15 protein-coding genes are annotated in these 18312 nt (G+C 47.5%); 10 read left to right on the top strand and 5 right to left on the bottom strand.

Annotated elements, in window-relative coordinates:
• Positions 1 to 89 precede the first annotated feature (89 nt).
• Complete coding sequence (gene ilvD, locus GKG41_RS20255) at positions 90 to 1805, top strand: dihydroxy-acid dehydratase (protein WP_347563371.1); 1716 nt, start codon at positions 90 to 92, stop codon at positions 1803 to 1805.
• A gap of 5 nt (positions 1806 to 1810) precedes the next feature.
• The gene (locus GKG41_RS20250) at positions 1811 to 2572 is read left to right on the top strand and encodes an SDR family oxidoreductase (RefSeq protein WP_154261647.1); all 762 of its coding nucleotides are present in this window, start codon (positions 1811 to 1813) and stop codon (positions 2570 to 2572) included.
• A gap of 95 nt (positions 2573 to 2667) precedes the next feature.
• On the opposite strand, the gene GKG41_RS20245 is transcribed toward GKG41_RS20250, so the two are convergent.
• The 3 genes from GKG41_RS20245 to GKG41_RS20235 form a co-directional block, all read right to left on the bottom strand.
• A complete protein-coding gene (locus tag GKG41_RS20245) occupies positions 2668 to 3291 on the bottom strand; it encodes a DUF47 family protein (protein ID WP_154261646.1) in 624 nt (207 codons plus the stop codon).
• A gap of 13 nt (positions 3292 to 3304) precedes the next feature.
• Positions 3305 to 4357: an inorganic phosphate transporter gene (locus tag GKG41_RS20240; RefSeq protein WP_226904174.1), complete on the bottom strand. Its 1053-nt coding sequence runs from the start codon at positions 4355 to 4357 to the stop codon at positions 3305 to 3307.
• A gap of 184 nt (positions 4358 to 4541) precedes the next feature.
• Complete coding sequence (locus tag GKG41_RS20235; protein WP_154261644.1) at positions 4542 to 5501, bottom strand: bifunctional 4-hydroxy-2-oxoglutarate aldolase/2-dehydro-3-deoxy-phosphogluconate aldolase; 960 nt, start codon at positions 5499 to 5501, stop codon at positions 4542 to 4544.
• 196 nt (positions 5502 to 5697) lie between these two features.
• Between GKG41_RS20235 and GKG41_RS20230 the strand changes: the two genes are divergently transcribed.
• From GKG41_RS20230 to GKG41_RS20220, 3 genes are read left to right on the top strand one after another with little or no spacing between them, the layout of a single operon-like run.
• On the top strand, positions 5698 to 6459 hold the full coding sequence (locus GKG41_RS20230) for an IclR family transcriptional regulator (protein WP_154261643.1): 762 nt from the start codon (positions 5698 to 5700) through the stop codon (positions 6457 to 6459).
• Positions 6460 to 6476: 17 nt separating this feature from the next.
• Entirely contained in the window at positions 6477 to 7055 is a 579-nt protein-coding gene (locus tag GKG41_RS20225; protein ID WP_154261642.1) for a CDP-alcohol phosphatidyltransferase family protein, read from the top strand.
• Positions 7052 to 8479, top strand: coding sequence for a phospholipase D family protein (locus GKG41_RS20220; RefSeq protein WP_154261641.1), 1428 nt, complete (start codon positions 7052 to 7054; stop codon positions 8477 to 8479). Before GKG41_RS20225 ends, GKG41_RS20220 begins: the two co-directional genes overlap by 4 nt.
• A 94-nt stretch (positions 8480 to 8573) precedes the next feature.
• On the opposite strand, the gene GKG41_RS20215 is transcribed toward GKG41_RS20220, so the two are convergent.
• Both GKG41_RS20215 and GKG41_RS20210 read right to left on the bottom strand, forming a co-directional pair.
• On the bottom strand, positions 8574 to 9830 hold the full coding sequence (locus tag GKG41_RS20215; protein WP_154261640.1) for a uroporphyrinogen decarboxylase family protein: 1257 nt from the start codon (positions 9828 to 9830) through the stop codon (positions 8574 to 8576).
• 208 nt (positions 9831 to 10038) lie between these two features.
• A complete protein-coding gene (locus GKG41_RS20210; protein ID WP_154261639.1) occupies positions 10039 to 10662 on the bottom strand; it encodes a DUF1836 domain-containing protein in 624 nt (207 codons plus the stop codon).
• A 109-nt stretch (positions 10663 to 10771) separates the two neighbouring features.
• Between GKG41_RS20210 and GKG41_RS20205 the strand changes: the two genes are divergently transcribed.
• From GKG41_RS20205 to GKG41_RS20185, 5 genes are all read left to right on the top strand, one after another.
• Positions 10772 to 11848 (top strand): aldose 1-epimerase family protein, encoded by a 1077-nt coding sequence (locus GKG41_RS20205; protein WP_243141081.1) that lies wholly within the window; start codon positions 10772 to 10774, stop codon positions 11846 to 11848.
• A gap of 188 nt (positions 11849 to 12036) precedes the next feature.
• Entirely contained in the window at positions 12037 to 13167 is a 1131-nt protein-coding gene (chvE, locus tag GKG41_RS20200; RefSeq protein WP_154261638.1) for a multiple monosaccharide ABC transporter substrate-binding protein, read from the top strand.
• A gap of 63 nt (positions 13168 to 13230) precedes the next feature.
• Positions 13231 to 14769, top strand: coding sequence for a multiple monosaccharide ABC transporter ATP-binding protein (mmsA, locus tag GKG41_RS20195; RefSeq protein ID WP_154261637.1), 1539 nt, complete (start codon positions 13231 to 13233; stop codon positions 14767 to 14769).
• A 1-nt stretch (position 14770) separates the two neighbouring features.
• Positions 14771 to 15934: a multiple monosaccharide ABC transporter permease gene (mmsB, locus tag GKG41_RS20190; protein WP_154261636.1), complete on the top strand. Its 1164-nt coding sequence runs from the start codon at positions 14771 to 14773 to the stop codon at positions 15932 to 15934.
• Between the two features lie 167 nt (positions 15935 to 16101).
• A complete protein-coding gene (locus GKG41_RS20185; RefSeq protein WP_154261635.1) occupies positions 16102 to 18300 on the top strand; it encodes an extracellular solute-binding protein in 2199 nt (732 codons plus the stop codon).
• The last annotated feature ends 12 nt before the right edge of the window (positions 18301 to 18312 follow it).

The following is an 18312-nucleotide window of genomic DNA, read 5'->3' as shown; positions in this document are numbered from 1 at the left end:
GTATGACGTCTATAAAAACTCAATTCCAAATCCATTGCAACCGAAATGTGTAAATATAGTGTGTCTGTAAAAGGAGAGATAAAATGAAAATGAGAAGTCAGGAATTAAGGAAAGTAGCACCGGAGTTAGATCCCCTGCGTCTGGGAACCGGATGGAAATTGGAAGATTTGTCAAAACCTCAGATTATGATTGAGAGCACTTTTGGAGACAGTCACCCGGGAAGCGGTCATCTTCTGGAGTTAGTTGAAGAGGCGAGAGAAGGGGTGGCCGAAGCCGGAGGTTTCGGTGCCAGGTATTTTACAACAGATATCTGTGACGGTGAGGCTCAGGGGCACGACGGGATTAATTACTCCCTGGCTTCCCGTGATATGATTGCCAATATGATTGAAATCCACGCCAATGCCACTCCTTTTGACGGCGGCGTTTTTATTGCGAGTTGTGACAAGGGGATGCCAGCTCATCTGATGGGGGTGGGAAGAGTGAATATTCCATCCATTGTAGTCACCGGTGGGGTTATGGATGCAGGTCCTGATCTGCTGACACTGGAGCAGATTGGAAAATATAATGCAATGTGCGAGCGAGGTGAGATAACAGAAGAAAAGCTTACCTATTATAAGCACCATGCTTGCCCTTCCTGTGGGGCCTGTTCTTTTATGGGGACTGCTTCTACCATGCAGATTATGGCAGAAGCCCTGGGACTTATGCTGCCCGGAAGCGCTCTTATGCCTGCGACAAGCCCGGATCTCAGAACAATGGCCAGGGAAGCAGGCAGACAGGCAGTATGGCTGGCAGAGCACGATCTGACTCCAGATAAAATTGTCACTATGAAATCCTTTGAAAATGCGATCATGGTACATGCTGCTATCTCGGGTTCCACAAACTCTCTTCTTCATCTTCCAGCTATCGCTAGGGAGTTCGGAATTGAAATTGACGGAGACACCTTTGACCGCCTGCACAGAGGAGCACATTATTTACTAAATATCCGCCCTGCGGGTGAATGGCCTGCCCAGTACTTCTATTACGCTGGCGGCGTTCCTACTATTATGGAAGAGATTAAGGATATGCTCCACCTGGATGTTATGACTGTCACAGGCAAAACACTGGGTGAAAATCTGGAAGAACTTAAAAAGAACGGATTTTATGATAAATGCGATGAGTATCTGGCGGCAGCAGGACTAAAACGGGAGGATGTAATCCGTCCCTTTGACAAGCCTTTCGGAACAGACGGAAGTATTGCAATTCTCTACGGAAATCTCTGCCCGGACGGTGCTGTTGTAAAGCACACCGTAGTCCCAAAGGAAATGTTCCGGGCAACTTTAAATGCCCGTCCCTTTGACTGTGAGGAAGACGCGATCCACGCTGTGCTCACACATGACATTAAACCAGGGGATGCTGTATTCATCCGCTACGAGGGACCTAAGGGCAGCGGGATGCCGGAAATGTTCTACACCACAGAGGCCATTGCATCGGATGCAGAGCTTGGGGCATCTATTGCACTGCTCACAGACGGAAGATTTTCAGGCGCCTCCAAGGGACCTGCCATCGGACATATCTCACCGGAAGCGGCAGAGGGCGGTCCCATCGCTCTGGTAGAGGAAGGGGATATCATTGAAGTAAATATCCCGGAACGTATCCTGCAGATCGTAGGGATTGCAGGGGAGAGAAAAACACCGGAGGAGATCGATGCTGTGTTAAAAGAGCGGAAAAATAAATGGTCTCCCAAACCTTCCAAGTATACAAAGGGAGTATTAAAAATCTTTTCAGAAAGGGCCGCTTCTCCAATGAAGGGCGGATATATGGAGTAGATACTATGAACGTATTCGATATCAGCGGAAAAAAAGCCATTGTTACCGGAGGCACCAGAGGCCTTGGATACAAAATGGCCGAGGGTTATCTTGAGGCTGGCTGTGAAGTGGCGATTGTGGGAACCTCAGACAGCGTTTATAACACTGCACAGGAATTCAGGGACAGAGGTTTCTCATGCCACGGAGTAAAAGGAAATCTGGGTGAGCGCCGGGAGGTATACAGAGTATTTCAGGAATGCGTTGAGCTTCTCGGGGGAGATCTGGATATTCTTCTGACAGCCCACGGCATTCAGCGGCGCCACAGCGCGGAAGAATTTCCAGTGGAAGAATGGGATGAAGTGATAAGTGTAAATCTCACATCCATCTTTATCCTTTGCCAGGAGGCAGGCAGGATAATGCTGCAAAAGGGGTATGGAAAAATTATTACGATTGCGTCAATGAACTCTTTCTTCGGCGGACAGACGATTCCGGCTTACGCAGCTGCAAAAGGGGGAATTGCACAGCTTACGAAGGCACTTACCAATGACTGGGTGGGCAGAGGGGTAAATGTCAATGCCATTGCTCCGGGGTATATGGCCACAGAGATGAATAAAGCCCTTCTTGATCCGGCCAATCCAAGATATGCTTCCATTACAGAGAGAATCCCTGCACATAGATGGGGAACCGGGGATGATATGAAAGGCACTGCTATTTTCCTGGCCTCTCACGCCAGTGATTATGTGAGCGGGGCGATTATACCTGTGGATGGAGGGTATTTGGGAAAATAGGGACGCATATTGGCCCTGCCCTCCCTGGTTCCTGTCCTGCCTCCTTCGACCGTGGGTAAGTGGCCTATCCCAATCCTCCGAACTTTAGATAGAAATTAACTATTCTTCAATATCACCCTCTCCACCACATCTGCCACTCGTTCGCACCTGTCGCAGCATTTTTCAAGGCAGTCATACAGGGAGGTCCATGTGAAGGCTTCTATGGAAGAAGTGGGGTTGATGTATAGCCTGTGCATGGCTTCCATATACAGCCGGTCGCCGTTTTCTTCCAGGCGGTTGATTTCGATTATTTTACTTCCGATAACCTTTGATTTGTGAAATACAGAGAATTCTTCCATCATATCCAACATAGCCTCACAGCAGCTTAAGATTAGATCCGCAAACGAAGCGGCATCTTCTCTTAAGCTAGTGATATGGAACATATATAGGCGGAGCATTACATCCTCGATGCAGTCGGTGACATCGTCTATGGTCTCGGACAGTTCCATAATATCCTCTCTGTCAATGGGGGGCAGGAATTCCCGGTGGAGATGCTTCATCATGGTGTGTTTGGCCAAATCGGCGGTGTGTTCGATTTGATGCATGGCTTCCATCTGCCGGGGTAAATGTTCCGGGTTAAAATTGTCAAAGCATTTTTGAAGCAGAGCAGCAGCTTTGCAGGCATATGTAACATTTTCTATAAACATATTAAAATAATTGTTTTCTTTTCTCGACGCCATAGTCATTTCTCCTTTAAAAAATATACATAAATAATTTAGCAATGATAAATCCAATCAGTCCGCAGCCCGGAAAGGTGAGGATCCAGGTCAATACCATTTCTTTCACTACATTCCAGTTCACTGCAGACAGTCGCTTGGCTGCCCCCACCCCCATGATGGCAGTGGTTTTTGTGTGGGTAGTGGATACGGGTATGCCCGTAAGTGAGGAGAGCAGAAGACAGGCAGCACCTGCCAGATCCGCAGCAAATCCCTGATAGGTTTCCAGACGGACCATATCCATCCCCACAGCCTTTATGATACGGTATCCCCCGATGGAAGTGCCTATGGCCATCACCAGGCTGCATAGAATCATGAGCCACAGAGGAATCTGAAAAGAGGTTACGGTTTCCTGTCCCTTAGCCAGGAAAATCCCCAGCATAAATACGCCCATAAACTTCTGTCCGTCCTGGGCACCGTGCATAAAGGCCATTGCTGCACCCCCTCCAATCTGGGCCTTCCGGAAGAAAGGAGTGGTGCGTTCCCTGTCCTGATTCCTGCAGACTGCCGCTACCAGCCTTGCACTGATCCATCCGGAAAGAAATCCCAGCAGTGTGGAAAGCAAAAGTCCATATAAAACCTTAATCCATTCTGCAGGGTTAATTCCCTGCAGTCCTCCGTGAAGTGCGATGGCAGATCCTGACAGGCCGGCAATGAGGGCGTGGCTCTCACTGGTGGGTATCCCGAACCGCCAGGCGGCAGTGGCCCAGGTGACAATGGCAACCAGAGCGGCGCAAAGGGCTGTAAGTGCTTCCTGTGTATTTCCCCCGAAATCTGCCATATGGTAGATAGTAGATGCTACACTCGCGTTCACAGCAGTCATAACAAATACACCCAGGAAGTTACATACAGCAGCCATAAGAATGGCATTCCGGGGTTTCATGGATCTGGTGGACACACAGGTTGCTATGGCATTGGGAGCATCGGTCCACCCATTTACTAAAACAACGGCAAGTGTAAGCAGAACAGTAATGACCAGCACTGGACTTTCTGCCAGAAAGCTAAAAAACTCACTCAGTGATATTGTCACAAATATTCCTCCCTTGATCTTGTTCTTATGTGGTACGTTTTTTAACATATCATATATTTTCATTTCTGCTTAGTCTTATTTCGCTATTTTAACAGCATCTTAATGGGGAGGAAGAAAGAAAAAGAGATTGCACCCCAGACAAAAGTCATGGGTGCAATCTCTCTATGATTGGCAGGGACAGCGGCTATTTCTGTACCAAATGAACGGCAAATCCGCCGATTTCCCCGTTCAGGTATATGGCATTTATGCAATCCCCTTTATATTTGGCGGAATCCATATTAAAAGTAAATCCCTGGGATTCCAGATAATGCACAGCCCTGGCCACAGAATTGGTACCAATGGCAATATGGCCGTTGGCGCCCAGATAAGGGCTCTTCATAGCTTCCACAGCAGTGCCCGCGAAGACAGAGCTGTTGCCGGTCTTTTTGGCAAAACCAAATAACTTTTCAAAAGAAGATGCCGTGAGATCAGCCTCCTCCTCATTCTGACAGTTGATGCCTACATGTTTTAATTCAAAGCCCAGCATAGTCTCTACCGTTTCCCGGGTAAGACGGCGGATGGTGTCAAAGTTTCCGGCGTCGATCAAATCCCCCTTTACCATCCAGCTTCCGCCGCATGCCAGAATCTTGGGAAATGCCAGGTAGCTGTTCAGATTCTGTGCGCTGATCCCGCCTGTTGGCATGAACATCATATTCGTATAAGGGGCAGCCATGGCTTTAATCATATTCAGTCCCCCGCATGCCTCGGCGGGGAAAAATTTTACTACATCAAGGCCAAGTGAGAGGGCCTGTTCCACATCGCTGGGTGAGGAAGTGCCGGGGGTGATGGGAACCCCTTTCTTCTTACAGTATCTGACAATGTCGGGATTCAGGCCGGGGCTGACGATAAAACGGGCGCCTGCCGCCACTGCACGATCCACCTGCTCAGTTGTCAGTACAGTGCCAGCGCCGATCAGCATTTCCGGGAAAGCGTTCGCCATAATCCGGATGGATTCTTCGGCAGCATCCGTGCGGAAGGTGACTTCGGCACAGGGCAGGCCTCCTTCGCAGAGGGCCTTTGCCAGAGGAAGGGCGTCTTTAGCGTCTTTCAGAACCACTACAGGAACAATACCAATTTTTTGAATTTGCTCTAAAACGTTGTGCATTTTTTTCTCCTTTGTTTCATAATACAAAACTAAGTTCCACGATATAGTATTTATAGTAGAATTATACTACACAAGGAAGGAATGTCAAGCGGATGGGAGAAATATTTACATTCTAATCATAACGTGTTACAATATGTTTCAATCTAAGGAAACACATAAAGATGCATAGATAAGCTGCGGAATCAGGAGATAAAATATGGCAGAAGAAAAGAATCCCATCCAGGTAGCGGACCGGCTGTTTTTGGTGATGGAGACATTGGCAGAGACAGGGCCGGCTGGGCTGATTGACTTAAGCAACAGGCTAAACCTTCATAAAAGTACGGTACACAGGCTCTTAAACTCACTGATCTATATGGGCTATGCCCGGCAGGATCAGGAGACAGGAAAATACAGTCTTACCTTTAAAATTCTGGAAATATCCAATAGGGTCCTGAACAAGGTAGATGTGCTGGAAATTGCCCGACCACATCTTAAGCGACTGATGCAGCAGACCGGTGAGACCGTACATTTTGTTCAGATAGACGGGACAGAGGCGGTGTACATTGATAAAGTAGAATCTCACCAGAACTCTGTGCGGATGGTGTCAAAGGTGGGCAGCCGTATCCCTCTCTACTGCTCCGGCGTAGGCAAGGCCATGCTGGCAACCATGAAGCCGGAGGCTGTTAAAAAGTTGTGGGAGGCCAGTGATATTCACAGGCTCACTCCTCATACCATTACAGATTACAGCAGCTTTCTGCAAGATCTGGAAGACATAAGAAAAAGAGGCTATGCCCTGGATAATGAGGAAAATGAAGAGGGAGTGCGCTGTATTGCTGCCTGTCTAACTGACTTTAAAGGCAAGGCAAAGTATGCTTTTAGTATCTCGGCTCCGGTGAACCGAATGACGGATGAGAGAATTACAGAGCTTTCCGGTTATGTGCTGGAGATGAAACAGCAGATGATTCAGGAAATGTCATAGAGAAAGAGGGCGTTAATATGACGGAAGAACTGCCGCTGAAAAAACAAATCGTTTCTATTCCAAATCTGATGGGTTATTTCAGGATACTGCTGATCCCTGTCATTGTCTGGAGATATCTGACCGCAGATTCTATAGGAGATTACCGCATAGCCGCGGTGATTATAGGAATCTCAGGGATTACTGACTTTTTAGATGGATTTGTGGCGAGAAAGTTTCATATGGTAACCAAACTGGGAAAGGCAGTGGACCCCATAGCGGACAAGTTAACCCAGGGAGCCATTGTTCTATCCCTCTCTTTCCGGTTTCCCCTGATGACAGTACTGGCAGTCCTCTTTGTAATAAAAGAGGGATTTATGGGGATTATGGGAATCCTGATGTTAAGAAAGGGCAGGATGCTAAACGGGGCAATGTGGTTTGGTAAGGTGTGCACAGCCGTGCTGTATCTGGTCATGTTTTTGTTGATACTGATCCCCAATATTCCAATGACGGGGGCAAATATCCTTATCGGAATCAGCGGTGCGCTGATGCTGCTGTCATTTCTTCTGTATATTCCCGTATTTGGCAAGATGAACAGGGAAGGCGGGAGTCAGAATTGAGAAAGAAATTAAAAATACTGCTGATTCTTTTGCTGATTGTACTGCTGTATGAGATTGTAGGGGCTTGTATTCCATTTATACATACAAAAAAAGTAAAGAAGGCGTATTCTGAAAAATTGAATACAGAGTCTTTTACACAGGTATCCTCAGGCAGTGACTGGGCACAGATTGCCGAGACAAATGAAGAGGCACTGGACGTACGCCTGGCCATGTTTGAAGAGGCAGAGGAAAGCATTGTGATCTCTACCTTTGATATCCGTCCGGGAAAAAGCACATCGGATATCTTTGCCTTCCTGTTGGCGGCGGCGGATCGGGGGGTAAAAGTTCAGGTAATTGTAGACGGTCTGTACGGAATGCTTCATATGGATGGAGAGGACATTTTTCAGGCTGCGGGGAGCCACCCTAATCTGGAGATCCGGTACTATAATAAGCCTAATCTTTTGAAGCCGTGGACAATCAACGGAAGAATGCATGATAAATATGTATTGATTGACAACAAGCTGCTTCTTATGGGCGGCAGAAATATGTTCGATTATTTTATAGGAAATTATCCCCAAAAGAGCAAGGGATATGACAGAGAAGTTCTCTTGTATCATCAGGAGATAGAGGGGGAGACCTCCTCAGAAAACGTAATTCTGGAAGTGAGAGAGTATTTTCAGAAGATTTGGAGTCAGGAATGTACAAGACCGGTATTCGAGGGGAAGTCCCGGGAAGATGAGGAGACGGCCAAAGAAATAAAAAAACTTTCCCGGCGCTATGAAAAATTGTCTGGAACACGTGGGACCGAGACAGACATCGACTGGACGAAAGAACTTGTGCCCGTGAAAAAAGCGACCTTTGTGACAAACCCCACGAATATAGGACCAAAGGAACCCTGGGTATGGTATACCTTGCAGCAGCTGATGCTGGAGGCTGACAGCAGAGTAGTTATTCAGACGCCTTATGCAGTATTTTCTCAGGATATGTATGAGGGAATGGAACAGCTTGCAAAAACTGTGGAAAAGACAGACATGCTCATTAATTCCACAGCAGTCGGCGATAATTTTATGGCCTCCTCGGACTATACCCATAATAAGGGAAAGGTACTGGACACGGGGGTAAGGGTGCATGAGTATTTTGGGGAGCACTCCTGCCACGGCAAATCCATACTCATAGACGGCGATCTTTCTGTGGTTGGGTCTTATAACTTTGATATGAGAAGTACCTATGTAGATACCGAGACTATGCTGGTGCTCTACGGAGAAGAGTTCAATTCTCTGCTGGAGGAAAAGATGGATAAGCTGCAGGCGGAGTCTCTGGAGGTTACCGGACCAGACACATATGCTGAGAAAGAAGGGATCAGCCAAAAAGAACTCTCTACGGGAAAGGCTCGTCTGTTCTGGATTACTTCCAAGCTGATTCAGATGGTGCGCTATCTGGCCTGATAAAATATGATCATAACAGACAAAATGCTGTCCGCAGCCGAGGTATTGGCCGCGGACAGCATTTTTTATTACTTAAGATTAGAGATAACCCTTTTTATCCCTGATTGTACTTTTTCACTGCATCGGCCAGAGCCACCACATTTTCCGGGGGAACTCCGGGAACTATATTGTGGATGGTGTTAAATACAAATCCGCCCCCTTTGCCGAAGATTCGGCAGCACTCCAGGGCTTCGTCAAATACCTGCTGATAGGTGCCCATTGGGAGGGTTCTCTGGGTGTTAATACCTCCCCCCCAGTATACGATTCTGTCTCCGTAGAGCTTTTTGATTTCCTTTCGGTCCATGTTCTCAGCGGTCCACTGTACAGGGTTCAGGCAGTCAAAGCCTGCGTCGATGAGTTCTGGAATCAGATCCTTGATGCTTCCGCAGCAGTGCTTAAAGGTCTTCCAGGAGGTATGCTCATGGATCCAACGGTTGACCTTCTGATAATACGGCTTATACATTTCATTGAAGGTGGCATTGCTGCAGAAAGGGCCTTTTTGGGTCCCGAAGTCAGTGCCGCAGATATAAGCGACCTGGATGGTTTCTCCCAGAGCCTTATGCATTTTTTCCAGATTTTCGATCGCACAGCGTGCCTGGTACTCAAAGATTTCATGGAGAATCTCCTGCCTTGATGCAATGGATACGTACCACTCTGTAATATCCCGGATCCCTTTTGGTTCCCTAAGCATGGGTCCTGGGACCAGGGCAATATCGCCGAAAGCAGTGCCCCCAAGATTGCCCATAATTACGTCGGAAGAAGCTTCATACCTGGAACGCTGGAGGGCCAGCCAGTCCAGATCCTCCTGTGAAATGGGACCGAATTCTTCCAAATTGTCCTCAAGGCGGTAATCGTCCTCATCAAACGCAGGGGTACGTTCTGTATTGTCAAAGAAAACCCCTGTTCTGGGCATACGTCCCGCTGCTTCGTAACGGGTATCCCCCCAGGCATATATGAGAGTATCTCCTTTGGCATCCGTAGTCGTGACAAAATCCTTGGGTACAAGGACATCCTGTCCCCATGGAGTTCTCCACTCCTTATAGTCGTCTTTTACCGGGAATCCCAGCATACTGCCGGCTCCCCAGCATGGCTGTGTCTGAATTCCCAGGGCTTCCCTGATATCCTCGTCCAGAATTCCCAGCATCTGCACCGGCTCTAATATCTTAATGGGACGCTTCTCCAGTCCCAGATACTCCCGGACCTGCTCCAAAACAATGCAGTGAATCCCAGTGGTAGGCATTCCGCCGATATCAAGGAGGAGCGGGCCTTCCTCGTGGTTGACTGCCAGCTTTAATTTTTCCTTTCCCGTCATAATTCTTGCCTCTCTCTTTCATTCATTTTTCTCTGTGTTTTAGTGAAAACACAATACTATGTATTTCATGAATCGTTTCATAAAGCCATGATAGTATACCCATATTGTTTTGTCAAGCGTTTTTTCCAGAAAGGCAAAAGTAAGAGAGGACAGGGCAGATTCCTTGGAAATCTTCCCTGTCCTCTCTTACTGAGGCCGTATCACATCTCTATTCTTTTGGTTCTTTTCCTCTGCCTTTGCTATTTTCTCGGGGCAGTTCATCAATTAATTTTTCAATTAGCTGCTTTTTCACGTATACGTCAAAGCTGAGAAGACTGATAAAGGAAAACAGCTGAAGAAAGGGCTGCTCATCCTCAGGGCACTGGGAAAAGGAATCCTTTGCCAGGTTAAACCTGCGGGTAATATCCTTCTTCAGGGGCACAATCTGATCCATCTCCAGCTTTACGATCTCGTTGTAGATGGCAGTCAGGTCAAAGTCTTCGTCGGTATCAAAATATTTGCCGGTAATGGGCTGGAGCAGTGTCTGAATATCATTGATCGAAAGTATATTTTTAAAATAATAGATAAAAATCAAAAGAAACATGTGTTCCTTGGAGTACTTTTTCTTTACCGGGGGCGGAAGCAGGTTATTCTTGGCATAATTATTAATCATAGTTTTGGTTAGAATCTTATCTTCAGGATAGCGCTTGGAGGATTGCAGATTCTTTTCCATGAATGTAGTTACCTGATCCATATATAAATCAATGCCGGGGATATCTTCCGGTTTAATATAGTCAATCCGGGAGATACTGGCCAGTATGCTGTTTAACATATCTTCTGTATTAATTGTCATTTCATCACCTCTGCTCTCTATTATATAGTTTTCAATACTATTTGTAAATAAGTGATTTGTTTAAATTTATGCAGTTGAAATTCAAAATGATAAATGGTAGTATCAGTGCATGAAACGATATATGGAGGTAGATAAGATGAAGGAGCAGTATGAGATCCTAAAAAAGGTGGGAAATATCCAACAGACAGCGGCAGTGCGAAAGATAGAATTTCAGGAGGGGAGAGCCAGAGGAATGCAGGGGTATGACATTAAGAACGGTCCCCTCCGTTTTCAGGTAATGGGAGACAAGTGCCTGGATATCAGCGAATTATCCTACAAGGGGATCAATCTTTCGTTTCTTGCAAAGTCGGGTCTTATAGGGAGAATGGACTATGATACCCACGGGGAAGAGGGAACATCAAACATTATGGGAGGCCTTTTGTTTACCTGCGGGCTGGAGAATACCTGTCTTGCCTGCAGAGAGGGGGAGGCCTATTATCCCATGCACGGAAGAGTCCGCTCGGCCCCCGGAGAACAGCTGTGCGCAAGCGCCGGGTGGGAAGAGGGAAAGTACCGGATAGCTGTTAGCGGACAGATGCGGGAGGGAAAGCTCTTCGGCAACCATATGTGCCTTAGCCGGAGAATTGAAACTGTATATGGGGAGAGGAAGATTTTGATTACCGACGAGATTGAGAATCTGGCGTATCGGGAGGAACCTATGATGGTTCTGTATCACTTTAACATGGGTTATCCGTTCCTGGATGAGGGGGCCAGGGTGATACTTCCCACGAAAAAGGTCACCCCAAGAGATGAGGCAGCCATGAAACAACAGGAACTCTGGGACCAGATGGAGGCGCCTGCAGATAATGAGCCGGAGCGGGTGTATCTGCATGAATTGGCGGAGGACAGGGAGGGAAATACCTTTGCCTGCCTTATCAATGAAAGGCTGCAGCTGGGCTTAAGGATCCGTTTTTCCAGAAAGTACCTTCCCTACTTTGTACAGTGGAAATCCCTAGCCTCAGGGGACTATGTGATGGGGCTGGAACCAACCAATTCCGGGGTATATGGAAGGTCCCGGGAGGGAGAGCACCTACATACCATGCAGCCCTTTGAAAAAGAGAAGATTCAGTTTTCCATAGAGATCCTTGAGGGGGAAGAAGAACTGAAAGCCGCTTCGGATGAAGCACAATTGCTTCTTCAAAGGTAAGCCAAATACAGAGGAAACAGGGCAGTTATTGTGCAGATTTGCCAATAGCAGCCCTTTGTTTTTGAAATAAACAAACAAAGTTGTAAAAATAGCTTGTCAGATAAAATAATCAGTGCTATATTTATAATAAATCATGAAACGTTTCATGAAAGACAAAACTATGATTGCAAAGGGAAAGGAGAAACAACATGAAAAAGTTAGCAGCAGTTTTAGCAGCATCTGTGCTGTGCCTGTCTATGTTTGCAGGATGCGGGGACACCAAAGAGGAGACAAGCACGTCCGCTTCAGACACGAAGGAGGCGGACGGCGAATCCACAGGGGAAAAAAGCGAAGGGGGGATGGTCGGCGTCTCCATGCCTACACAGTCTCTGCAGCGCTGGAATCAGGATGGAGAGAATCTGAACAAATTTCTTACGGAAATGGGATATGAGGTAGATCTTCAGTATGCAGACAACGAAGTACAGCAGCAGGTTTCCCAGATTGAGAATATGATCACAAAAGGAGCGAAGGTGCTCATAATTGCACCGGTAGACGGCAGCGCTCTATCGGCGGTATTAGCAGAAGCGCATGATGCGGGCATTAAAGTGATTGCCCATGACCGTTTTATTACAGAGACAGAGAATGTAGACTGCGTGGGAACCTTTGACAACAATAAGGTCGGAGCTCTTCAGGGACAGTATATCGCAGATGCTTTGGATCTGGAGCATGCAGATGGGCCATTTAATCTGGAAATTGTTGCAGGTTCCCTGGATGACGACAATGCATCTTACTTTTTGGGCGGGGCAATGGAGATCCTTCAGCCATACATAGACAGCGGCAAGCTGGTTGTAAGATCCGGGCAGACCACGAGAGAACAGTGCGCAACGGATGCATGGCAGACCGATGTAGCCCAGGCCAGAATGGATAATATTCTGACTGCATATTACACAGCAGAGAAACTAGATGCGGTGCTCTGCTCCAATGACTCTACTGCACTGGGTGCTGAATCTGCATTAAAATCGGCCGGATATGGCTCAGGGGATCTTCCATTTCCTGTGATTACCGGACAGGACTGCGATACAGCAAATGTGAAGGCTATCATTGCCGGGGAACAGTCTATGTCAGTTTTCAAGGATACAAGAGCGCTGGCCAAGCAGGTAGCATCTATGGCTCAGGCCTTTATGAACGGAGAAGAGCCTGAGTACAACGATACTACTACTTACAATAACGGGGCAAAAGTAGTTCCTGCCTATGCCCTGGAGCCGATTGTAGTAACAAAGGATAATTATCAGGAAAAACTGGTCGATTCCGGTTATTATACAGAAGCTGAATTAAAGTAAGCATAGAAGGGCGGTGCATAGAAGTACCGCCTTTCCATATACAGGAGAACACGGGAGGCAGGCATGACAAAGGTATTATTGGAAATGCAGAATATAGTAAAGGAATTTCCGGGTGTCCGCGCGTTGGATAATGTAAATATCAAAGTCCGGGAAAAAACTATCCATGCTCTTGTGGGCGAGAACGGGGCAGGAAAATCCACGCTCATGAAGGTTCTGAGCGGTGTACATCCCCACGGCTCATATGAAGGAAAGATTATATGGGACGGGGGTGAATGCCGGTTCAGAGACATCCGGGAAAGTGAAAAAAAGGGGATTGTAATTATCCATCAGGAGCTGGCGCTGATTCCGCAGCTCTCCATCATGGAAAACCTTTTTCTGGGAAATGAACAGCAGAAGAAAGGAGTGATTGACTGGGAGAAATGCCGTTTTGAGGCCATACGACTGATGGAACTGGTGGGTCTGAAGGAAAAACCAGAGACTCTGATCAATCAGATCGGTGTGGGGAAGCAGCAGCTGGTAGAGATAGCCAAGGCTCTGGCGAAAAAAGTTCGGCTGCTTATACTGGACGAGCCTACGGCAGCTCTGAATGAGGAAGAAAGTGAACGTCTGCTGAATCTTATCCTCCGTCTGAGAGATGAGCACGGTATGACCGGCATTATTATTTCCCACAAGCTGGCGGAGGTGACAAAGGTTGCGGATGATATTACTGTGCTCAGAGACGGGAGCACCGTGGAAACGCTCTGCGCCGCTTCGGATCTCATCACGGAAGAGCGGATTATTCAGGGAATGGTTGGACGGGAGCTGACGAACCTGTATCCGGCAAGAGACTCAGGGATTGGAGAGATCCGGTTTGAGATCAGGGATTGGGTGGTATACTCCGAAGAATATAAGGACAAGGTCATGATTGACCATGTAAATATGAAGATAAAAAGAGGCGAGGTGGTAGGCATCGCAGGTCTCATGGGCGCCGGCAGGACAGAATTCGCCATGAGCGTGTTCGGCAGAAGCTTTGGATCAAAAGTACAGGGCAGCGTAGTAAAGGATGGAACAGAAATCAACGTAAGCACGGTCTCTTCTGCCATAGAGAATGGAATTGCCTACCTGACGGAAGACAGAAAAGCACTGGGATTGCTGCTCCAGGAGAGCATTAAGGGAAATATATCCCTGCCAAGCCTGCACAAACTGGCCCGCAAAGGGGTGGTAAATCAAAATGAAGAAATTAAGGTGGCTGAAGAATATATAGAAAGGCTGGGGATTAAGGCACCCGGGATCTTCCAGACAACCAATAACCTTTCCGGGGGAAACCAGCAGAAGGTGCTTTTGGCCAGATGGATTTACGCAAATCCCGATCTTCTGATTCTGGACGAACCTACCAGAGGCATCGATGTGGGGGCAAAGTATGAGATATATCACATTATAAATGAGCTTGCCGCACAGGGAAAGTGCATTCTGGTCATCTCCTCAGAGCTTCCGGAGGTACTGGGAACCAGCGACAGAATTTATGTTATGAATGAGGGCAGGATAGCCGGTGAATTTACCAGGGAAGAGGCAACCCAGGAAAAGATTATGAAATCAATTTTACAGAGCAACAGGAGGAACTGAGATGAATCAGGGAAGAAAATTTCATTTGGATTTAAAAAAATATGGGATGGTGATTGCCCTGGTAGTAATTACCGCACTGTTTCAATGGCTGACAGAAGGGGTGCTTTTGGCGCCTATGAATATATCAAAATTACTTATGCAGAATGGATACATATTAATCCTGGCAATCGGCATGCTGCCCATTATTCTAACCGGAGATATTGATTTGTCTGTGGGATCCGTGGTTGCCCTGGTAGGGGCTGTGACCAGCAAGCTCCTGGTAGGAGAGACAAGGATGCCGGTGGCTTTGGGGATTGCCGTCGGACTTCTGGTAGGGATTCTTATCGGGATATGGCATGGATTCTGGATCGCTTATGTAAAGGTACCTGCTTTTATCGCAACGCTTGCGGGTATGCTGTTTTTCAGAGGTCTTACCCTGGTAATCACCCAGGGAAAAACCATCGGTCCCTATCCCGACGCATACCAGTACATCGCCCAGGCTTACCTTCCTGATGTGGGAGGCACTTCCCGGATACACCTGACTACCATTCTGATCGGGGCTGCACTGATTGTTGTTTTCCTGCTCACACAGCTGCAGAAGAGAAAACGGGAGATATCCTATGGATTTGCGGTATCAGGCAGCGGGGTATATACCCTGAAGCTTGTGTTTATGGCAGGATTGATTGCCTTTGCCACTTATTGGTTTACCAGATTCAAGGGAGCACCAGTGATTCTGATGATTCTTGGGATTCTTACTTTTATCTATTCTTTTGTAACAGAGAAGACCGTTCTGGGGCGGCATATCTATGCCCTGGGAGGAAATGAGAGGGCCACTGCCCTGTCCGGAATCAAAACAAAACGGGTGAAATTTATGACCTTTGTAAATATGGGACTTCTTGCAGCCTTTGCAGGCATCGTATACTCTGCCAGAATCAACTGTGCCAATCCTACCGCCGGCGACGGATTTGAGCTGGATGCCATTGCCGCCTGCTATATCGGCGGCGCTTCCGCTTCCGGAGGGGTGGGGAGAATCAGCGGCGCTATTGTGGGCGGTCTGGTTATGGGTGTCCTGAATAACGGTATGTCTATCATCGGCGTGGGGACAGATTGGCAGAAATCCATCAAGGGTCTGGTTCTATTGGCAGCCGTGGTTTTTGATATTGTAAATCAGACCAAGAAAAAATAGCAAACCTTGCAGGCGGTGAACCTGATGTGATAAGATGTAACTGTTCACAGTACGGTCTGAAAGGAATGCTGTGAACGGCACATTTCATTACCCAATCAGAATGTCGCAGTGTTTATCACTACTTTATATAGAAATAAAAGCAGCAGAAAAGAGTAAGGAGTACAGATATGGCCACGATTAAGGAAGTTGCAAAGCTTGCAAATGTATCTTTGGGGACGGTATCCAACGTATTAAATGGAAAGACCCAGAACGAAGAGCTGATTCAGAGGGTGGAAGCGGCAATGGAGCAGCTTTCCTACCGTCCGGACGCCAATGCCAGAAGCTTGAAAAATACACGGAGCGGTGTCATAGGGGTGATCTTACCAGATGTTCTGCAAAGGGATCTGGCAGACTTTTTACTCGAGCTGGAACGTCTTTTGAGGGAAAAAGGATATCATATTCTGGTGAAGTTCAGCAGAAATAACCGTCTGATTGAGAAGCAGTGCATTGAGGCTTTTCTGGAACAATGCGTGGACGGGATTATCCTGTATTCTGTACAGCGCAGAAAGCCGGTGACCCTTCTGGAAAAGTCTAATGTGCCCGCAGTGATTATCAGCCGGAGTGAGACGGAACAGTTTGCCGGGGATAAGATAATCATTGATTACAGCCGGGCATTCACGCAGGCTATGGAAGAGTGTGCGGCCAGCGATTGGGAGAGGGTAGGTCTGATCCTGGAAAAGGATCTTCTCCAGGAAGAAGATTTGTCGGGAATTTACCACCGCTTTTATCCGGAAAACGACTTAATCAAAGTGGTAGATGGGAGCCAGGAGCGGGGGTTCCAGGCATTTTTCCAATTGTATACCGCAGATTCGAATCTGGACTGCGTAATCGCGGGAAGTGCCACCATAGCAAACGGCGTAAAGCGGGCCATGGACATACTGGAGGTACCCGGGATTCCTGTGATGGTCATGAAAGAGAGCAGCTGGATGGAGGATGCCGGGTACTTTGCCGCCCAGCTTACCGTATCTCCTAAGGTCATGGCACAGAAGACGGCGGAGCGTCTTCTTGAGGCTGTGAGAAGGCCTCATCTGCATGAGAATATGACTACATTTCTCCATGCAGACTATGATAAGATAGAGCCTGCTACTACAGGAATCAAAAAGGCAGAGCATGATCTGAGATTTGCTATGTATGACTGCTCCTCCTCCAGAAGCCTGCAGATGCTATCCAGGATTTACGAGAAAGAGAGCGGCAGAAAAATTATCTTTGATCTCTATCCCTATGGAGAGTTAGAGGAGCTCCTCTATCAGAAGTCGGGGGAAAAGGACAGCTATTACGATGGGTTTATGATGGACATTACCTGGCTGGAAGGTCTCATAGAGAGCGGAGGCGTAAAAAATCTGGATGCGCTCTGGGCGGACCACAGAGGCTATTTCGACGGGTTTATCGACGGGGTGGTAAAGGAGTACGGTATGTATGTGGAATCTCTCTATGCAATTCCATTTATGTCCGGCGCCCTCCTGCTGTTTTACCAGAAGGATTTATTCGAAAACCGGGCCCTGCAGATGCGGTTTAAAAGAAAATATAAGGAAGATCTTCTTCCCCCACAGACCTGGGCGCAGTTTAATCTGATTGCAGAGTTCTTTACCAAAGAATACAATCCCCAGTCACCGGTGATGTACGGAGCCTCTCTTCCCAGAGGAGAGAATGTCTATACTGCCCTAAGCTTCCTGTGCCACCTGTGGTCTTACGGAAGCCGGGTATTTGACGAAAACGGAGAGGTGAGCATCAACGAGAGCAATGCGGCGGCAGCCCTTAGAAATCTGGTTCTTTCCTATAAATATACCTCTGGGAAGCAGCTTTGCTCCTGGAATGAGGTGGCAGATGAATTTGCCCGGGGAAACAGCGCTATGGTACTCCTCTATGACTCCGATGCCGGGGATATTAATAATTATACGAAATCAAAAGTGGCCGGGAACCTGGGGTATTCCCAGATCCCGGGGGGAGCTCCTGTTCTGGGGGGCTGGAGTCTGGGCCTGAACCGTTACGGCACCCACCAGGAGGATGCTCAAAATTTTCTTCTGTGGGCCTGCGGCAGCCAGAATGGGATTCCCCTCTCTCTTCTTGGGGGCTCAACCTTGAGGAAAGAATATTACAGAAGGGCAGATCTGGAGAACCTGGAGCCCTGGAAATGTCTGATCCTAAAGTGCTATGAACAGAGTAAAAAGCGTTTTATGCCTGAGATACTGGACGAAAGCCGGTGGAAGAATAATATCTATACCTCTCTGATTCCCAAAGAGATTGAGCGGGTTCTGAAGGGGGAGATCAGTGAGCAGGAAGCCCTTCGGAATATGGAGACAAATATCCGCAGGCTTCTGGAGCGGTAAGAAAAGCGGCAG

It is taken from the genome of Lactonifactor sp. BIOML-A5 (genome assembly GCF_009677585.1).
Taxonomy (GTDB): Bacteria; Bacillota; Clostridia; order Lachnospirales; family Lachnospiraceae; genus Lactonifactor.
This window is presented reverse-complemented; position numbering and strand designations above follow the sequence as displayed.

Bases quoted from the DNA above. Each gene is read 5' to 3' on its own strand.
- ilvD (WP_347563371.1), top strand. From the start codon at position 90: ATGAGAAGTCAGGAATTAAGGAAAGTAGCACCGGAGTTAGATCCCCTG.
- GKG41_RS20250 (WP_154261647.1), top strand. From the start codon at position 1,811: ATGAACGTATTCGATATCAGCGGAAAAAAAGCCATTGTTACCGGAGGC.
- GKG41_RS20245 (WP_154261646.1), bottom strand. From the start codon at position 3,291: ATGGCGTCGAGAAAAGAAAACAATTATTTTAATATGTTTATAGAAAAT.
- GKG41_RS20235 (WP_154261644.1), bottom strand. From the start codon at position 5,501: ATGCACAACGTTTTAGAGCAAATTCAAAAAATTGGTATTGTTCCTGTA.
- GKG41_RS20230 (WP_154261643.1), top strand. From the start codon at position 5,698: ATGGCAGAAGAAAAGAATCCCATCCAGGTAGCGGACCGGCTGTTTTTG.
- GKG41_RS20225 (WP_154261642.1), top strand. From the start codon at position 6,477: ATGACGGAAGAACTGCCGCTGAAAAAACAAATCGTTTCTATTCCAAAT.
- GKG41_RS20215 (WP_154261640.1), bottom strand. From the start codon at position 9,830: ATGACGGGAAAGGAAAAATTAAAGCTGGCAGTCAACCACGAGGAAGGC.
- GKG41_RS20210 (WP_154261639.1), bottom strand. From the start codon at position 10,662: ATGACAATTAATACAGAAGATATGTTAAACAGCATACTGGCCAGTATC.
- GKG41_RS20205 (WP_243141081.1), top strand. From the start codon at position 10,772: ATGAAACGATATATGGAGGTAGATAAGATGAAGGAGCAGTATGAGATC.
- chvE (WP_154261638.1), top strand. From the start codon at position 12,037: ATGAAAAAGTTAGCAGCAGTTTTAGCAGCATCTGTGCTGTGCCTGTCT.
- mmsA (WP_154261637.1), top strand. From the start codon at position 13,231: ATGACAAAGGTATTATTGGAAATGCAGAATATAGTAAAGGAATTTCCG.
- mmsB (WP_154261636.1), top strand. From the start codon at position 14,771: ATGAATCAGGGAAGAAAATTTCATTTGGATTTAAAAAAATATGGGATG.
- GKG41_RS20185 (WP_154261635.1), top strand. From the start codon at position 16,102: ATGGCCACGATTAAGGAAGTTGCAAAGCTTGCAAATGTATCTTTGGGG.